Raw genomic sequence first — 17,642 nt, forward strand, 5'->3', positions numbered from 1 at the left:
GATTCACACATCTATGGAAATTCGCTCATCACTGAGAAAAAAAAGCATTCTCGCCCTGACACTGTACCTGTGTTTCTTTATCGCAACGATTGGTTCTGTCGCCTATTTGGTTGTTGAGCCACCGGTTAGACAAAAGCTAGAGCAAAACCTAGAGTTACGTACCCAACTCCTGGCTCTTGAGATAAAAGAGCCCCTCCTCAGTTCTACAGGTGTATTGAGCAGCTTAGTAGGGCTAGCCCAAGGGACTGAAAATATTCAATCTCTCAACACAATAATTCCACATATTCTTCAATTGAGTGACAAGATGCTTGTTAGTGGTGGCGTATGGCCTAAACCCGAACTCAAAGCAGAACAATGGAGATATAAAAGTCTATTCTTCAATAAAAACAGTGATAGTGGTATTGACCAAATTCACTCCTACAATAACCCCGAATCTGGCGGTTATGATAATGAACCCTGGTATGTCGCTGCCGCCGATGCTCCGGTAGGTTCTGTTAGTTGGTCTACGATTTACATCGATACCTTTACTCAGGTCCAGATGATTACCGCATCTTCTCCATATTACCAAAACGGTCGATTCGCTGGAGTTGTAACGGTAGACCTATCACTTGATGCACTTTTTCAGTTTATTCGAGAGCACACGAACCAGCATTCTTTAGGGGTAGTGGTTCGCGATGCTGACTCAAACGTGATTATTGAGCACAACTTTCAACTGACGGACGAAATTTATGTCAGCGAGCTTGATTTCGGAGAGTTCGATTGGCGCATGGAAGTTGTCAACGCAAAAGCTAAAGTCGCTGATCAAGTGTTTGAACAAGTGATGAGCGTTGAGGGGAGGATCATTCCATTTTTGCTCTTGTGTGTCTTGGTCGGTTACTACTTACTGAATCGCTATATTGTTGAACCAATTGTTCGCATTGCCGCTAAGATTGATGACTCGAAAACTGGTGGGATCATAGATATTGACTACGATAGCGATGACGAAATCGGACAGCTTATCGAGAAGTTCAATGAAAAGACGATCTATTTAGAGCAGGAGAGAATAAAAGCTCAGGCTTCGACAAACGCTAAAACGGCATTCTTAGCCACATTGTCCCACGAGATTCGCACACCAATGAACGGTGTACTAGGAACTGCCCAGATACTGTTAAAAACACCACTTACCGATGAGCAGCGTAAGCACCTGAGAACACTTTATGATTCAGGTGATCACATGATGACATTACTCAATGAGATTTTAGATTACTCAAAAATTGAACAAGGGCATGTTGAGTTTGAAAATAAGCCTTTCCCAATTGAGTCGATTATCGGCAGTATCAAGAGTGTTTATCAAACGCTATGTGCAGAAAAAGGTCTTCGCTTTAGAGTAGTCTCGCATTTACCAACGGGTCGTTGGTACAACAATGACAAAGCCCGTTTGCGTCAAGTACTGTTCAATCTACTCAATAACGCTGTTAAGTTCACCGATCGTGGCATCGTAGAGGTAGAGCTAGCCGAGAAATCGAGTAAGGCTGGCACCAAGCTGATACTAAAGGTAAAAGATACAGGGATTGGTATTTCAAAAGAGGCACAAAAACGCATTTTTCGTCCTTTTGAGCAAGCAGAGTCATCAACGACTAGACGGTTTGGTGGTACAGGGCTTGGTTTAGCAATAGTCAAAGAAATCGCGGAACATATGGGTGGGCAAGTGGTTGTAGAGAGTCAGGAGGACGCTGGAACGACTTTTACTGTCGAAATTGCCCTTACACCTTGCAAGCCGGGTAAAGTAGAGTCAATCAATACACATAAATTGAACTGTAAAGGGTTGAAAGCACTCATTGTTGAAGACAACCGAACAAATGCGATCATTATGGAAACTTTCCTCCGAGCCAAGGGCTTTGAGTGCACAAGTGTCGAAAATGGTCAGCTTGCAGTCGATGAGGTTGCGATCAAACCATTTGATTTGATACTGATGGATAATCATATGCCTGTTCTAGATGGCGTTGGGGCCATATCAGCCATTCGAGCAATGAGTTCACCTGCTAAGTCGGTACTGATTTTTGGCTGTACAGCGGATGTGTTCAAAGAAACACAAGAGCGTATGATTAATGTAGGAGCAGACCACATAATAGCGAAACCAATAGTGGAGTCTGAATTAAATGATGCACTGTATCTTCATGCGACACAGTTATATCAGTACCAATCGGACTTTGATGGAAATGCAGCAGATAGCTTTAATGCTGAAAAGTGGTTACTCAACTTCTATGTCGCTCTAGATAATGGACATCTTAATGAAGCACTTGAGGCTATTTCAGCGATCATTGCGGAGGCTCCCCTTGAACTCAGTGGCGACGTTTCTTCAGTCGCCGAACGGATAAGAAGTAACTTAAAGCGTCAGCAATCCCCGGACCAAGATGATATCGATACATTAACGATTTTGCTGGCCTCACCATAACTGAATCAATATGGCGCAACTGTGAATTGTTCTTACTATTCATACGTCATCCAGCGTCGTCACAAACTCTTCTAACCTGCAATGAACAGGCTTGCAGTTTTACTTTTACGAGTAAAGCAGCAAGACCTTCTACTGTGATTATATCGGTAATACTCTGAATTTTCGCAGCTTGGTAGCATAAGCTATAGGAGTGACTGTTTACAGTCCGAGTTTTGTTCTAACTTTACGTCAAAATAATTATCGTAACCCCTTTTTATGTAAGTGAAATCCGTGTTTTTGTACCATTTTTACGTAATTTTAGGCGTTTTTACTCGCCATTGGTGAAAAAAACTACTTTTACTTTAAAAGTTGGTTATAAATTTACAACTTAATTTTAAATACAGAGCCATAAGCTAGTTTTTGTGTGTTCTAATTGCATCATTAACTGGCTTGATGTCTTTTTAGTGGTTAATAGTTTTATTATTTTTATTAATTGCAGTGTTTGATTTTAAGGGTTTTGTAAATGAAGTCTCGTGGACCATTTTGTATTCGTCACGCCGCAGCGGATACCTTTGCTATGGTTGTTTTTTGCTTTATCACAGGGATGATTGTCGAGATTTTGATTTCAGGGATGACATTTGAGCAATCTCTAGCATCGCGTACGCTATCGATTCCAGTGAATATCGCCATTGCTTGGCCGTATGGGGTTTTTCGTGATTGGATGCTGCATCAAGGTAGTAAGGTGTCACCGTCTTCCTTTATGAAGAACATCTCTGATCTGGTCGCTTATGTACTATTTCAATCTCCAGTTTATGCGGGTATTTTATTCGCAGTTGGCGCGTCTACAGATCAAATTGTGACCGCAGTAGCAAGTAACGCTGTTATTTCTTGTGGCATGGGTGTGTTGTATGGGTACTTCTTGGACATGTGCCGCCGTTGGTTCCGTGTTCCCGGTTATTCTCAAAGCATGTAAATGCCCCAGTTTTGCTCAATTTAGTTACTTAGTGAGCAATCGATTCGAAAAGGGCGCTTTTTTTTATGTTTAGCCTTGACCATCAGGCACATAATCATTAAATTAGCGCCTCGTTAGCCAATGATGCTAACCAAAATTTGATTCGGTGAGTTGTCCGAGTGGCTGAAGGAGCACGCCTGGAAAGTGTGTATACGGCAACGTATCGAGAGTTCGAATCTCTCACTCACCGCCACATTCTAAAAGGTCTGATTTATCAGGCCTTTTTTCGTATCTACACTAAAGTAATGCGTCATTGAAAGTACACAAGAGTGCTCAAGGTGCAAGCGCCATTCTATCTACAAGCCAACTATTCACATCTCACCTCGATACAACGCCAAAATTGAAGATGCTATACAGAGGCCGCCATAATCTGATTGGTGCGGGTTAGCCTATCCGCTTTAATCTAGAATTTAGCAGCCATATCACATGAGGTATGAATACGGCCACAAGAATGAACGTAGTGCTACTAGATGCTAAGCAAAACAGCCATGAACACGAATACAACAGCAATCATACCAAAGAGATCTGTGTTTAGATTGAGGTCATCAGGGTTAAATTTTTCAATGCTTTGCGTCGTTTTGCATCTTATCTTCATGTTCTTGTCCTTATTTCATGTACTATTTCAACAGCAACATAACATGCAATTGAGTGTTCACAAGTCATAAAAAGCATAAGTATACTTGTACCTCATTGAGCGCAAAAAATACTCAAAACGTTTTAAAGTGGTGGTCTACCTTTTGTAACATCAAATATTCTTTCTGTTTTTGTGCCTGTATCGCTATAGTTGAGAAACGGTTATCTCGTTCTAGTTAGGAACAAACTACTGGCTGCCGCTACATTCTCTCAGCGTTCCCACTCAGTCGCCTTGGGTAGATACTTTAGTCGTGAGTACTGCAAAAAACGCCGCATGAGCAGCGGCGCTTTGTTGAGGAATTACCTTTCCTACTTGTAGCTAAGTTCTGTCGCTTTGCCTTTGAAGATCCGGTATACCACAAAGGTGTAAAGCAATATCACCGGCATAACAATCATCACACCGTAGCCCACGATTATTAATGTCGCAGGTGAGGAGGCCGCTTGTTGTGCGGTCATCAACCCCGGCACAACTTCTGGGAAGAAGCTGTACGCAAGACCTAGAAAGCTCAACGCGAAAATGACGGTGACACCAAAGAAAGGCCAGCGCACACCCAGATCATTCACCATTGGAACCTGACGCAAATAGCGATCAACTAGGAAGATGGTTGCCAATACAATTAACGGAACTGGGGCAAGCAACAAGATTTCTGGGAAGCTGAACCAACGCAAGGCAACTTGTTGATTTACAATTGGGTTTACAACACTCACTACCAAGATACCCAGAGCCGCTAACCAACCAGCACGGCGAGACCAACGCGCCGAGCGTATTTGCAAATCACCTTCCGTTTTCAGTACCAACCATGCGCCACCGATGTAAACGTACGCCGCTGTTACACAAAGTGCGCTTAACCATGCAAAGCCAAATGCTTCGGTTGATTGCTCAAACCCCATGATGTAACGACCCACCATGTAACCTTGGGTTAGTGCGGTGACTAGAGAGCCAATTCGGAAGCACCAATCCCAATGAGGTTTATGATCCGAGTTGGCTTTGGCTCGGAAGTCGAATGCCACGCCACGCATTATCAGTGCGATAAGCATGATGGCGGTCGGCATATAAAGCTCCGTCAAAATCAAACTGTGAGCGGTAGGAAAGGCAATCAACAAAATACCAACGGCTAACACCAACCACGTTTCGTTCGCGTCCCAGAAAGGGCCGATAGAGGCTATCATTCGGTCACGTTGCGCTTCATTATCACTTGGCAACAGGATACCGACGCCAAGGTCGTAGCCGTCGAGCACGGCATACATAAAGACCGAGAAGCCAAGCAGCAGAAGATAAATTTCTGGTAGATAGTTGAGCATGATTAGGCCTCTTGTTGTGTCAGTGGGACTTCATGGGCTGCAACGTCTTTGCGCGCCAAATAGAATAGGGTATGGATGTACGCAACCAGCAATGCAGCATAAATGGCTAAGTACATAATGAGCGAAGTCATCACGCTACTGCTCGCAACCGTGGTGACGGCTTCGGATGTTCGCAATACACTGCTGACCAACCAAGGTTGTCGACCAATCTCAGTAACATACCAACCCGCCAGTGTGGCTATCCAACCAGAGAACGTCATGGCTAATACTGTGTATAGGTAAGGTTTAGGTAGCGCTTTTTTGCGTGCTAGCTTCACCGCGCCATACCAGCTAACCAGCAGCATAAGAACACCCACACCAACCATCACGCGGAAACCAAAGAACAAGGGCTTCACTGGCGGGTGGTCAGGCGCAAACTCGTTAAGTCCCTGGATTTCCCCGTCTAAGTCATGCGTAAGAATCAAACTCGCCAGCTTTGGGATGCCCACTTCAAAATCATTGCTGCGAGTTTCTTCATTTGGCATCGCAAACAGAAGAAGGGGCGCGCCTTGCTCGGTCTCCCACACACCTTCCATTGCTGCTATTTTTGCAGGTTGATGTTCAAGCGTGTTTAACCCGTGCAGGTCACCGACAAAGATTTGTATCGGGATAAATCCAGCCGCCGCGAACAGCGCGACTTTTAGGCTAAGTTTGGCTGAACGGTGATCTGGCTTTTTCATTATTTGATAAGCCGAGATACCTGCAATCAAGAAGCTGGCAGTCAGCGCCGATGCTAATAGCGTGTGTAGAAGACGGTACGGTAAAGAAGGATTGAAAATGACTTCTTTCCAACTGGTCACATGAACAATGCCGTCAATCACTTCATAGCCACTTGGTGTGTGCATCCAGCTGTTAAGCACCAGAATCCAAAATGCGGACATACTTGTCCCAACAGCAACCAGAACGGTGGCGAGAGTATGAACCCATTCCGGTACTCGTCCTCGTCCAAAAAGCATTACACCCAGGAAGGTGGCTTCCATAAAGAAGGCGGTCATCACTTCGTATCCGAGCAATGGTCCAGCTACGTTTCCGACTCGTTCCATAAAGCCTGGCCAGTTGGTACCAAACTGGAAACTCATCGTAATGCCGGATACCACACCCAAGGCGAAAGTGAGAGCGAATATCTTGACCCAGAAGTAATAAACATCGAGCCATACGGGGGCTTGTGTGCGGTTATATCGCCACTTGAAAAACACCAACATCCATGCCAACGCGATGGTGATGGTCGGGAAGAGAATGTGAAAGCTGATATTGGCCGCGAACTGGATCCGCGACAGCATGAGGGTATCTAACATCTTGGTTCCTCAAAAACGTGCCATACTAAAAATCGTGTCTATCTGTAATTTAGTTACGAAAAGTCGGGCAGTTTGGATTCATGTATCGAGAAATACAGGTGATTCTGTTTTCTTCTAACCATGATTTATATCAACTAAGACAAAGAAAGGAGTGTAGGAAATTGTCTCAAAATGCCACTAATAGTCGCGAGAAGTGAGTAAAAGAAAGCAAATGTAACTGAAGGAGCATGGATTAAGATTAGTTCGAATTATCCTTATGATGGTTTCGATAATCCTGAAATAAAATTACAGAAACAATATTTTTAGTAAGGAAATTTGCCTTGCCTTCACTTTGAACCTCCATACTATTTATACACTAGTCATGTCGAGATCGTCTCAAACACAGCAAGCTTACTGACAGTTAAGGTGGGAAACTTTAGCTAATTGATAAACTTAAAATTGCACCGCTAATGACATATGCATCATAAGTTTGTTAGGACTCGACCAGAAGTGCGATAGGCTACATTTTTATACTAGCGAACGATTTAAAGCTAGGTAATTCGGCTTTCACTAGATCAACAAGTCGACTGTGGACCATTTTCGATTCCTGATGAGTTTCAATCCAAACTGACACTTACTTTTCAGCAAGTGTGCTAGTGTCTTTCTTGTTATTTATTAAATAATTAATAAATGCCGATATGGTAAAGAGAGTTGTGGACAGCTATCTCGAGCAGTAGACTGACGCTAGCCAGAGAGTCTGACTTTGAGGGGGGGGGGCATTCTACATGAATCTTGGATTCTGCCACCGCAAAGCTGATATTGAATTTGATGGAGATGGATAATGAACGACAGTTGGGCTAATTTCTTTCCTTACTTTGCTGGAGCTTTTAAGCTTATTGTATTAGGGATAGGAGCCTACTTAGCCATTAAATGGCATTTTGACGAAGAGCGAAGGGTAAGAGAAGCGGAAGGTGTGGTGTTTGATAACCCAAGTCTCATGAAAAAGTTTGCGAAGACGCTAACTCTGCCATTCCTTTTGTGTCTTCTAGTTCTTCTTGTTATATATGCTACCAACTGGTTCCTGTACTGACAGCGTTATTGTTTGTTGTAGTAAAGTTGAATGCTGCCACCTCTGAGAGTCGAGCCGTAGTTGAAGTTAACGCCTATGCCGAAATTGTCCAACCAATCAAAGGGCTTTGGTGCATAAAATAGCCATCCTATAGAAGCTTCGTAGTAATGCGGACTTCCCAGTTCATCGCTTAAATCATGCGAAAGGTCGACTCTTTTAATCCCAGTAAATAAAGCTTGCTCACCGTGATAAATATTGTAGTAACCGGTGATTTCATTAGATAGGTACCAACCTTTAGGGTTGCCTATATTGCCGTTATTTGCGCTTCCCCAGCTGTGCCCAATGAATGAATTCAATGTCGAACTGGCATGCCATTTCCCCCAACTTGTGGGAGACGTGTATTTGGCTTTAATGGATGGTTGAACTATTGCCGCCCATGCTGAAACGTTAACGGCACGGCCGTCTAGGATTCTTCCAATGATGGAGGAAAGTTTATTATCGGTAGAGAATGAGTTTTCATAACGCATAAGGTGAGTCGTCGTTCTGGTGCTAAGGGTGACGTTTTCACTTGCTTTGTATAGATACCCATAACCAATCGATGCACCGTATGTCCTTTCCTTGAGAAGATCCTTACTTGTGCCGAATAGTTTGAGATCATTCTCTGTTTGTATCGTAAATGCCTTAAACGACAGCTCATGTAAATCCTCGCTGCCCTCTATGTCAAAGTTAGTCGTGTAAGGGAGAACATATACGGATTTGCTTCGACGTTCATTGATTGACTCGTCAGTCCCGAACTCTGGGTTGGCGGTATCAAATAATGCATTCGGATCAAAGTCGCCAATACCAAACGCAATTGCGTCAGTATCGGACAGCAACACCGCGATAGAAAAACGTTGTTGAAGAAGGTTGCTAATTTCCTTATCTAGTGGATCCGCATGAGCAGTATGAGGTAGAGAGAGTAGGAGAGCGAGCGAAACGACTCGCCACTCCACTGAGGCGAAGTTGGGTTGGAACATTTTGGCTCTTTTAAATGGTTCATGCATGGAGTTTTCGGACGTACCGGTACGCTAACATTAGTTTAATCGTTGAATGGTTGATGTAACTTTGAGAAATCTATGTTTTCTCATATTGATATGAAAAAGTTCCTTAAACGAGTTTAGCTTCAATGTGTATGCTGCACCAGATTTGTTTAGCAACATCATTCTTTTCTGAAGATGTAGCAAGACTTTGTGACTAGGTTGCATTATTTTCTTTAATGCGTCTCTTGAGAGGAAAATAGCAAACTTTTTTATTGCCTTGGCGCTCAAGAAAATCTGAATCGTTCACTGTGCTACTGGTTAACTTCGAAAACTTGTAAGCACCCTGTCTGCCAACATCACGACTAACATCATCAAGGATTACCCTTAAATACGTCAGATAAACAATGGTTTTTTTGAGCTTTAGAAGAAATGTTCGGACCTTTGCATATTACGCGGTCGTGCTCAATCCAAAAACTGTATTTTGTATGTGTTCTCAGTAAATCATTGAGTCGATCTATTCTTCAAAATGTGGTCCCTTTTAATTCACTTTCTGTTACATATTTTTCGTTTTGAAAGAGCATTTTAATTTGCATCTTTTGAAAAGATCTCTTTGTTAAATTTTTTATAAAATCAACTAATTGTTGAAATTAGAACCCTTGTCAAAAAGTCATTAGATTTCATGTTGAATAGCCTCTTTTACCTAATAGTATACTCTATTTGTTTGATATAATTTCCGGCAGTTTGTATACCATAAATAAAGAGAGTCTATTCATGTTCCAGAACTTAACGATCAAGCAGAAGATAGTGATCCCGCTGTCATTGATTATTGGATTGTTTATTGTGAGCTCTGTATTAAACGTTATGACAAGTTGGAAGCAATCTGAATTGCGTGAGACACTCAACGAACAGATCGTGCCGAACTTATTAACGATTGAGGATGCTTATCGCGATCTTTACCAAGCAACATCTGCAATCCAAGGTGTTGCACTTTCTGATACTCAAAACGATATTGATCATCACATCGGTGAATACAAAGACAACGCCTACAAAGCACTACCACGTATGGAACAAATGATTGAGCTATCACAAGCCGGTGTGATGCCTTCTACACATGGTAATGAAGTTCGAACGCTTGTCTCTTTGGGTGAAAAATGGTTAGCAAGTTATGAAGCGATGCTACGTTTACCTCAATCTCAATGGCGTGGTTACTACAATGAGCACAAACATAACTTTGAAGACCAATTTATCGAGGTTAGAGCGCAGCTTAACGTTGTAAAAGATGCAATAGAAGAAAAGCAAAGCCAGTTGAAGGGCGAAATATCAGCGGCTGCAACAAGAGCAGAACTCATTCTTGAGGCTGGCATTGTGATTGTTATTTTTGCCGCTATCGCGATGGCTTTTTTGTTGTTACAAACGGTTGTGAAGCCTATCAATGATATTAAAAATGCGATGACAGAAATTGCGTCCGGTGAAGGTGATCTAAGTCAACGAATCGATGTAAAAACACAAGACGAAATTGGCAATTTAGCAGACGCATTTAACCAGTTTGTGTCCAAAATTCAAATGACAGTCGCTCAGGTAATTGAAAGCTCAAATACCTTACGTAACGAAATGGCAAATCTTAGCTCGTTGACCACGACCATCGCGAACTCGACCGTTTCTCAGCAAAAAGATAGCGAGGCGGTAGCGGCGGCAGTGCATGAAATGCAAGTCACCAGCAGAAATGTAAGCGATAGCGCTAACGAAGCTGCGGTTGCGAGCCAAACAGCGAATGATGAACTTACCAATACCAATGTTATTTTGGATCAAACGGTTAGCTCAATTCGTAGCCTCGCAAGTGAAATCGAAAGCGCAAGCCACGTCATTAACACATTGGATCATGATGTGAGTAACATTGCGTCCGTACTGGATGTAATTCGTGGTATTGCCGAGCAAACAAACTTATTAGCGCTTAACGCAGCCATTGAAGCGGCTCGCGCTGGAGAGCAAGGGCGAGGCTTTGCTGTGGTAGCGGACGAGGTTCGTTCTTTAGCCAGTCGTACGCAACAGAGTACGGGAGAAATCCAAACCATGATTGAAAAGCTACAATCTGGTGCAGGACAAGCTGTAGAAGTGATGCGCGGTAGCCAAAATAGCAGTGATGAAACGATCAAGTCCGCTGGCCGAGCGAGTGAATCCCTTTCTGAAATCTTGAACGCGATTTCACGTATGAACGAGATGAATACACACATTGCAACGGCTGCGAGCCAGCAAAGTACAGTAAGTGACGAAGTAAATAGCAACGTACAAGGCATTGCAGACAGTAGCACTTCAATTGTGGAAATCGTAAACCAAGCGCAAGCTTCTTTAGCCATGTTGTCAGAGCAAACTCAACGTTTAGATCATCAGGTCAGTCAGTTCAAAGTATAAGCTTGAGAACAGCAATCTCACTGACGAAATAACCCGCTTCTTAGCGGGTTATTTTTTAGATAAGTGGCGAACCTGACTTGTGAAATTTCGACTATATTTACATTCCTTTCTCACTTTAGTTCGTATACCAGAGTGGGCAAATAACCCTAGACAGCGGTAACAAACTCTGTACAGCGTGATGATGCTTTTATCATCACTTTTGCTGCTTTTTAACCATTGCAATTGCACACAGGAAAATGTGATTTCCAACCCAAAATCTTCAAATTTGAGAACTTCATAACACCTTTACCATAAACGTTTTACGTAAGCGTATAGAACTGTAAATTTTGTTGTATGTACAACACTGGGTATTTATCATCCTAATTAATTTGTTCTGGATATACATCCGTTAGTCATTATTAAGTCATTCTAGAAGCTTTTAATAAGGAATCTTGAAGGCTTGTCGGTAGATAAGAGAGAAAAATTCATGAGACGTAAAACCACGCTATCTCTGCTGATTGCGTCGAGCCTTTTTGTGGTTGGATGTCAACCTAGCGAAGAAGGATCGAGCCAAGGTGGTGGTCCTGCGCCCACAACCGAAGTAGAAGTGTTAACAGTCCAGCCAACGCGCCAAGCATTGACAGTAGAGTTGCCGGGTCGTAGCCGAGCATTCAAAGAAGCGGAAGTTCGTCCGCAAGTCACTGGCATTATTTCGGAGCGAAATTTTGTTGAAGGTGGCCTTGTTGAACAAGGACAGTCGCTATATCAAATTGATGATTCATCATTTCAGGCGGATTTGCTGAGCGCTGAAGCGGAATTAATCCGTGCGCAAGCTGCGGCAGAGTCGACCTATGCCACGGTGAAGCGTTACAGAACCTTGATCACCAAAAAATCCATCAGCCAACAAGACTTGGATGAAGCAGAAGCGGCATACAAAGAAGCGAAAGCGCAGGTCCTAGTCGCAAAAGCCAAGATCAACACAGCAAAAATCAACTTAGATTATACGCAAGTCAAAGCTCCGATTAGCGGAGTGATCGGTAAATCGAGTGTGACAGCGGGTGCGTTGGTTACGGCTAACCAAGCTGCCAAATTAGCGACCATTCAGCAGCTTGACCCTATCAATGTTGATATTGTGCAATCATCCGCGCAACTGCTGCGTTTGAAAGCATCACTCTCCCAAGGCCATATGCAAGAAGATGACTCTGCGCAAGTTACATTGATGCTTGAAGATGGCAGCACTTACGAACACAAAGGCACAATGAAATTTACTGAGGTCAATGTGAACGAAAGTACGGGCAGCGTGACGCTTCGTGCCGAATTCCCAAACCCTGACGGTTTGTTGCTACCTGGAATGTTTGTTCGTGCGACGGTCATTACTGGTGTCGACCCTGATGCGATTCTAATACCACAAAATACGGTATCTCGTGATGCGACAGGTAAAGCGACAGTGATGACGGTTAATGGCGAGAACAAAGTGGAAGCGAAACCAGTGAAGACTGCTGAAGCGATCAATAGCCAATGGCGCATTATTGATGGTTTGAACGCGGGTGATAAAGTCATTACCGCCGGTTTACAAAAGGTAGGGCCAGGCAGTTCGGTAACTATCCAAAACGGTGAACAGGAGTAATCATGGCACGATTTTTTATCGATCGTCCGGTATTTGCTTGGGTTCTCGCGATTCTAACGATGTTGGCGGGGGTAATGTCATTATTCAATTTACCCGTCTCGCAATACCCAACGATTTCACCGACGACGATCACCATCAGTGCTCGCTATCCAGGTGCATCAGCAAAAACCGTTGAAGACTCGGTAACGCAGGTTATCGAGCAAAATATGACGGGATTAGATTACCTTCGCTACCTATCATCGAGCAGTGATGCATTTGGTAATGCGACAATTACCCTGACGTTTGATAGCGAAGCTGATCCTGATATCGCGCAAGTACAGGTGCAGAACAAACTGCAATTGGCATTGACTTCATTGCCGATGGAGGTACAAAACCAAGGTATTGTCGTCAATAAATCTAATACGGCATTTCTCATGGTTGTCGCAGTTTATTCTGAAGATCCTGACTTTACAGAAAACGATATCGGCGACTTTGTTGTAACGAATATTCAAGACCCGATAAGTCGTGTAACTGGCGTAGGACAAGTGCAGGCGTTTGGTGCGCAGTATGCGATGCGAGTTTGGCTGGATCCATTTAAGCTTACGCAATTCAACTTGACCGCGATCGACGTAGCAAATGCAATCAGTGAACAGAACGCGCAAGTTTCTTCAGGTCAACTGGGTGCGGCACCTGCGCAGGAAGGTCAGTTGTTGAATGCTACGATTTCTTCTGCAAGTCGTTTGAGCAGTGTAGAAGAGTTCCAAGACATCATTCTTAAGTCCGACGCCAGTGGTTCGAATGTTTATTTGAAAGATGTAGCTCGCGTTGAGCGTGGTGCAGAAAGTTATGATATTCGAGGCCAATATAATGGCTTCCCAGCATCGGGGTTAGGTATTTCATTAGGTACTGGCGCAAACGCGCTTGAGACAGCCAATGCGGTAAAAGAGCGCTTAGAACAACTGAGTGCAACGTTCCCAGAAGGGTTGCAGATTGCTTACCCATTTGAAACAACACCATTCGTCAAAGCCTCGATTCAAGAAGTGGTTAAAACGCTATTAGAAGCTATTCTTCTTGTGTTCTTAATCATGTACCTGTTCTTGCAGAACTTCCGTGCGACGATCATTCCAACGATCGCAGTGCCTGTCGTATTGCTCGGAACCTTCGCTATTTTGTACGCGACTGGATTTAGCGTAAACACATTAACCATGTTCGCGATGGTTCTGGCTATCGGTTTGCTGGTGGATGATGCCATCGTTGTGGTGGAAAACGTCGAGCGTGTGATGCATGAAGATGGTTTAGAGCCCAAAGAAGCGACCAAAAAATCGATGGGGCAGATCACTGGTGCCCTGATTGGTGTGGGGTTGACGCTTTCAGCGGTATTCGTCCCTATGGCGTTTATGTCTGGTTCTACCGGGGTTATTTACCGTCAGTTCTCGATAACTATTGTGGCGGCTATGACGCTTTCCGTTTTGGTTGCGATAATTCTGACTCCGGCATTGTGCGCTACGTTGCTGAAAAAAGGCGATGCTGAGCTTCTAGAGAAGAAAGGCTTCTTTGGCTGGTTTAACCGCAAGTTTGATGCGATGACAGCAGGCTATGAAACCGGCGTTGCCAAACTTCTAAAACGCACAGGTCGCATGTTGGTTGTATTTTTGGCAATGAGTGCAGGTGCTGGCTGGTTATTTATGAACCTTCCAACGTCATTTTTGCCAGATGAAGACCAAGGCACAGTATTCTCAATGGCTATTTTGCCGCCTAACTCAACACAAGAACAGACGGAAAAAACACTTGAGAAAATGCGTGACTTTTACCTAGTAGACGAAAAAGACAATGTAAAATCCGTCTTCTCTGTTGCGGGCTTTAGTTTCGCAGGTCAAGGCCAAAACATGGGGATGGCATTTATCGGCCTGAAAGATTGGTCTGAGCGTGAAGCGCCTGGCGCTGATGCGGCTTCCATTACGGGCCGAGCGATGGGGTACTTCTCTACCATTAAAGAAGCTTTGGTGTTTGCGTTCGCCCCTCCAGCGATTCAAGAGCTAGGTAACTCGACAGGTTTCGATTTCTATCTCCAAGACTCGTTGAATAAAGGGCACGATGCATTAGTTGCGGCTCAAGGGCAACTTCTGGGCATGGCAGCACAAAACCCGAAACTTGTCGGTGTTCGTCCAAACGGTCAGGCAGATGCGCCAATGTACAAAGTGAACATTGACCACGTCAAACTTCGTGCTTTGGATGTCAGTATCAATGACGTAAACCAAATCCTGTCAGCTGCATGGGGCGGGGCTTACATTAACGATTATATTGACCGCGGTCGTGTGAAGAAAGTGATGGTGCAAAGTGATGCGGAATACCGCATGCAGCCAAAAGACTTCGATTCATGGTACGTACGCAACGCTAAGGGAGAGATGGTGCCTTTCTCTGCTTTTGCGAGTGGCGAGTGGACATATGGTTCTCCTCTTTTGCAGCGCTTTGATGGTTTGCCAGCAATGAATATTCAAGGCGGTGCAGCTCCTGGTGTAAGTACTGGTGAAGCCATGGAAGAAATTGAAGCAATGGTAGAAAAGCTACCAGAAGGTTTCACGGTGAACTGGAATGGTATTTCGTATGAAGAGCGCCTTTCCGGAAACCAAGCGCCGATGCTATATGCGCTATCTATCCTCGTCGTATTCTTAGTTCTTGCCGCTTTGTATGAAAGTTGGTCAGTACCTTTCGCCGTGGTGTTAGTTGTTCCTCTTGGTGTGCTTGGTGCTGTGCTTGCGGTAATGACGCGCAGTATGGATAACGATGTGTTCTTCCAGGTGAGCTTATTAACTACGGTCGGCTTGGCAACCAAAAACGCCATTCTGATTGTTGAGTTTGCAAAGGACTACTATGAGAAAGGCGCTGGGCTTATCGAAGCAACCTTACATGCTGTTCGCGTTCGTCTGCGCCCAATTATCATGACATCGCTTGCTTTTGGTTTGGGTGTGGTACCACTTGCTATCAGTTCAGGTGTGGGATCGGCAGGTCAAAACGCAGTAGGTACCGGCGTACTTGGTGGCATGATCAGTGCCACGATATTGGGTATATTCTTCGTCCCAATCTTCTTTGTAGTGGTTGAGCGATTGTTTGATCGACGTGCGAGAAAAGAGTCGGAGGCAGAGTTGTCTGAGACCAGCACTAAACCCACTCAGCAAAGCGAGTAGGACTTGGTTGTTTTAACTGAGTTATACTAGTGATAATAAACACGATTAAAGGGCGCTTCGGCGCTCTTTATTTTATGTTTTCACTTGGTGGTTACCGTCTATGACGCGAGCCTGAAAGACGGCGTGTTGTGTGCAGTATCAGCACAGCCTTTTCGGCCGAATGAAAGCCTAAAGAAGAAAAACGACGATGAAAGATCAGAAAATTTCCCCAATTTCCGTTTTGGATCAAAGCCCTATGTTTGTCTGCGGTGTGATGCAGCGTATGTACCGCAATCGTGCCCAAGCCGAGCTGTCTCGGCAAAATTTGATGACACTAGAAATGGCAAGTGCACTGGCCGCTTTAGAAGAATTTCAACCTATGAGCCAGCAAGCGTTGGCTGATGCGGTTCGAACTGAGCGAAGTGTAGCAAAGCGGATGGTGGACAATCTGGAAAAGAGAGGGTTTGTTCAAGTTTCTAAAAGTAAATCGAATCAGCGCCTTAAAATGCTAAGCATGACAAAAGAGGGAGCAAATGCTTTAAAGCAAGTTCATCAAATCATGACGAATTTACAGAAAGAGTTTTTTTCTTGTTTGTCGGAATCTGAAGCGAGTGAATTTTTTCGTCTGGTAAGAAAGCTCACTTTTGCGAATCACGACCAGTAACTGACATCAATGCCGTTTAGCGTTTTTATTTTATCGCGGACCAATTATATTAAGCTGTAGAACTTAAGAAATAGGATGCCCAACGTACAGGTCACGGTAGAAAGCACCGTAGTGAGTGCGATGATATTTGCAGCTAACGTGGCATTGCCTCCCATGGAACGCGCCATGACATAGCTGGCAGCAGCGACTGGAGAGGCGTTCATAAAGAAAAGAATACCTAGCTCAATTCCTCGAAACCCTACTAAGTAAGCTCCCATGGTGATGATGACTGGCGCTACGATGAGCTTGTAACTGCTCGCAAACCAAGATGGACCTTTCTCTTTTCTCATCAAGCTAAAGTCAAGTGAGCCACCCGTACACAACAGCGCCAAAGGCAATGTCATTTTGGACAAGTAGTCTCCTGCGTCAATAACCACATTCGGTACTGGAATAGCGAGTAAATAAAAAGCCATTCCTAGAACAATGGAGATTATGAGCGGATTCCTAGTCAGTGTTCGGCCCATCATCTTTGCTGCTTGCGAGGCAGACGTTGCCCCCTTGGGCGATAAGCAAATTACCGCTTGGACGTTATAAATAAATGTGGTGACCGCGACATAGAGCGCTGCTAGCGCCACACCTTGAGAACCATACGCATTGGCAACGTAAGCGATACCAATAATACCTGTATTTGCTCGGAACCCACCTTGGATGAGAACGCCTTGGTCAGGCGATGCTTTGAACAGAAGTTTGACGGAAAGGTAGGTGAAAATGAAAAACGAAATACTAGCGATGACGCCGAAATTGACGAATCCACTTGCCGCGGAAAAGTCGTGTTCTGAAGCCACAATGCTGACAAATAACATCGCAGGCAAGGTAACTTGAAACACCAGCTTAGAGCCTACTTCGATAAAATTATCGTTGATTAGACCAAAGCGCTTAAAAAGAACGCCAAGTACCAACATCAAACAGATAGGTCCGGTTATCGACAAAGAGAATTGCAACTGATGTAAAACAGCTTCCATGTAAGTATCCGCAGCAAAAGAAAAAAGTGTTCCTGCTGCCTATTAAGCCACAAACCCG

At 44.1% G+C, this 17,642-nt stretch carries 12 protein-coding genes and 1 tRNA gene; 8 read left to right on the plus strand and 5 right to left on the minus strand.

Annotated features, from left to right (window positions below; all coding sequences use genetic code 11):
* Positions 1–13 precede the first annotated feature (13 nt).
* The 3 genes from R7040_RS00590 to R7040_RS00600 all read left to right on the plus strand — a co-directional run bounded on the left by R7040_RS00590 (position 14) and on the right by R7040_RS00600 (position 3,618).
* Entirely contained in the window at positions 14–2,434 is a 2,421-nt protein-coding gene (locus tag R7040_RS00590; protein ID WP_318095375.1) for a hybrid sensor histidine kinase/response regulator, read from the plus strand.
* Between the two features lie 502 nt (positions 2,435–2,936).
* Positions 2,937–3,386 carry an L-alanine exporter AlaE gene (locus R7040_RS00595; RefSeq protein WP_025766903.1) on the plus strand — a complete coding sequence of 150 codons (450 nt, stop codon included), beginning with the start codon at positions 2,937–2,939 and terminating at the stop codon, positions 3,384–3,386.
* A 144-nt stretch (positions 3,387–3,530) separates the two neighbouring features.
* Positions 3,531–3,618 (plus strand) — tRNA-Ser (locus R7040_RS00600).
* Between the two features lie 273 nt (positions 3,619–3,891).
* On the opposite strand, the gene R7040_RS00605 is transcribed toward R7040_RS00600, so the two are convergent.
* From R7040_RS00605 to R7040_RS00615, 3 genes are all read right to left on the minus strand, one after another.
* The gene (locus R7040_RS00605) at positions 3,892–4,020 is read right to left on the minus strand and encodes a hypothetical protein (protein WP_005378275.1); all 129 of its coding nucleotides are present in this window, start codon (positions 4,018–4,020) and stop codon (positions 3,892–3,894) included.
* A 347-nt stretch (positions 4,021–4,367) separates the two neighbouring features.
* Positions 4,368–5,360, minus strand: a complete 993-nt coding sequence (locus R7040_RS00610; protein WP_169628385.1) for a cytochrome d ubiquinol oxidase subunit II — start codon at positions 5,358–5,360, stop codon at positions 4,368–4,370.
* A gap of 2 nt (positions 5,361–5,362) precedes the next feature.
* Positions 5,363–6,694: a cytochrome ubiquinol oxidase subunit I gene (locus R7040_RS00615; RefSeq protein ID WP_169628386.1), complete on the minus strand. Its 1,332-nt coding sequence runs from the start codon at positions 6,692–6,694 to the stop codon at positions 5,363–5,365.
* Between the two features lie 820 nt (positions 6,695–7,514).
* On the opposite strand from R7040_RS00615, the gene R7040_RS00620 reads away from it, so the two are divergent.
* The gene (locus tag R7040_RS00620) at positions 7,515–7,763 is read left to right on the plus strand and encodes a hypothetical protein (RefSeq protein ID WP_005378271.1); all 249 of its coding nucleotides are present in this window, start codon (positions 7,515–7,517) and stop codon (positions 7,761–7,763) included.
* Between the two features lie 5 nt (positions 7,764–7,768).
* Here the strand turns inward: R7040_RS00620 and R7040_RS00625 are convergent, their stop codons facing one another.
* Positions 7,769–8,758, minus strand: a complete 990-nt coding sequence (locus R7040_RS00625; protein WP_005388404.1) for a Solitary outer membrane autotransporter beta-barrel domain — start codon at positions 8,756–8,758, stop codon at positions 7,769–7,771.
* Between the two features lie 774 nt (positions 8,759–9,532).
* Here R7040_RS00625 and R7040_RS00630 point away from each other — a divergent pair.
* The 4 genes from R7040_RS00630 to R7040_RS00645 all read left to right on the plus strand — a co-directional run bounded on the left by R7040_RS00630 (position 9,533) and on the right by R7040_RS00645 (position 16,583).
* A complete protein-coding gene (locus R7040_RS00630; protein WP_203345786.1) occupies positions 9,533–11,170 on the plus strand; it encodes a methyl-accepting chemotaxis protein in 1,638 nt (545 codons plus the stop codon).
* Between the two features lie 466 nt (positions 11,171–11,636).
* Positions 11,637–12,776, plus strand: coding sequence for an efflux RND transporter periplasmic adaptor subunit (locus tag R7040_RS00635; RefSeq protein ID WP_065274363.1), 1,140 nt, complete (start codon positions 11,637–11,639; stop codon positions 12,774–12,776).
* Positions 12,777–12,778: 2 nt separating this feature from the next.
* Positions 12,779–15,940: an efflux RND transporter permease subunit gene (locus R7040_RS00640; protein ID WP_005378264.1), complete on the plus strand. Its 3,162-nt coding sequence runs from the start codon at positions 12,779–12,781 to the stop codon at positions 15,938–15,940.
* A 187-nt stretch (positions 15,941–16,127) separates the two neighbouring features.
* Positions 16,128–16,583, plus strand: a complete 456-nt coding sequence (locus tag R7040_RS00645; RefSeq protein ID WP_017635039.1) for a MarR family winged helix-turn-helix transcriptional regulator — start codon at positions 16,128–16,130, stop codon at positions 16,581–16,583.
* Positions 16,584–16,627: 44 nt separating this feature from the next.
* Here R7040_RS00645 and R7040_RS00650 read toward each other — a convergent pair whose 3' ends face one another.
* On the minus strand, positions 16,628–17,584 hold the full coding sequence (locus R7040_RS00650) for an AEC family transporter (protein WP_025766898.1): 957 nt from the start codon (positions 17,582–17,584) through the stop codon (positions 16,628–16,630).
* Positions 17,585–17,642 lie beyond the last annotated feature (58 nt).

The organism is Vibrio sp. 1069 (assembly GCF_033340555.1).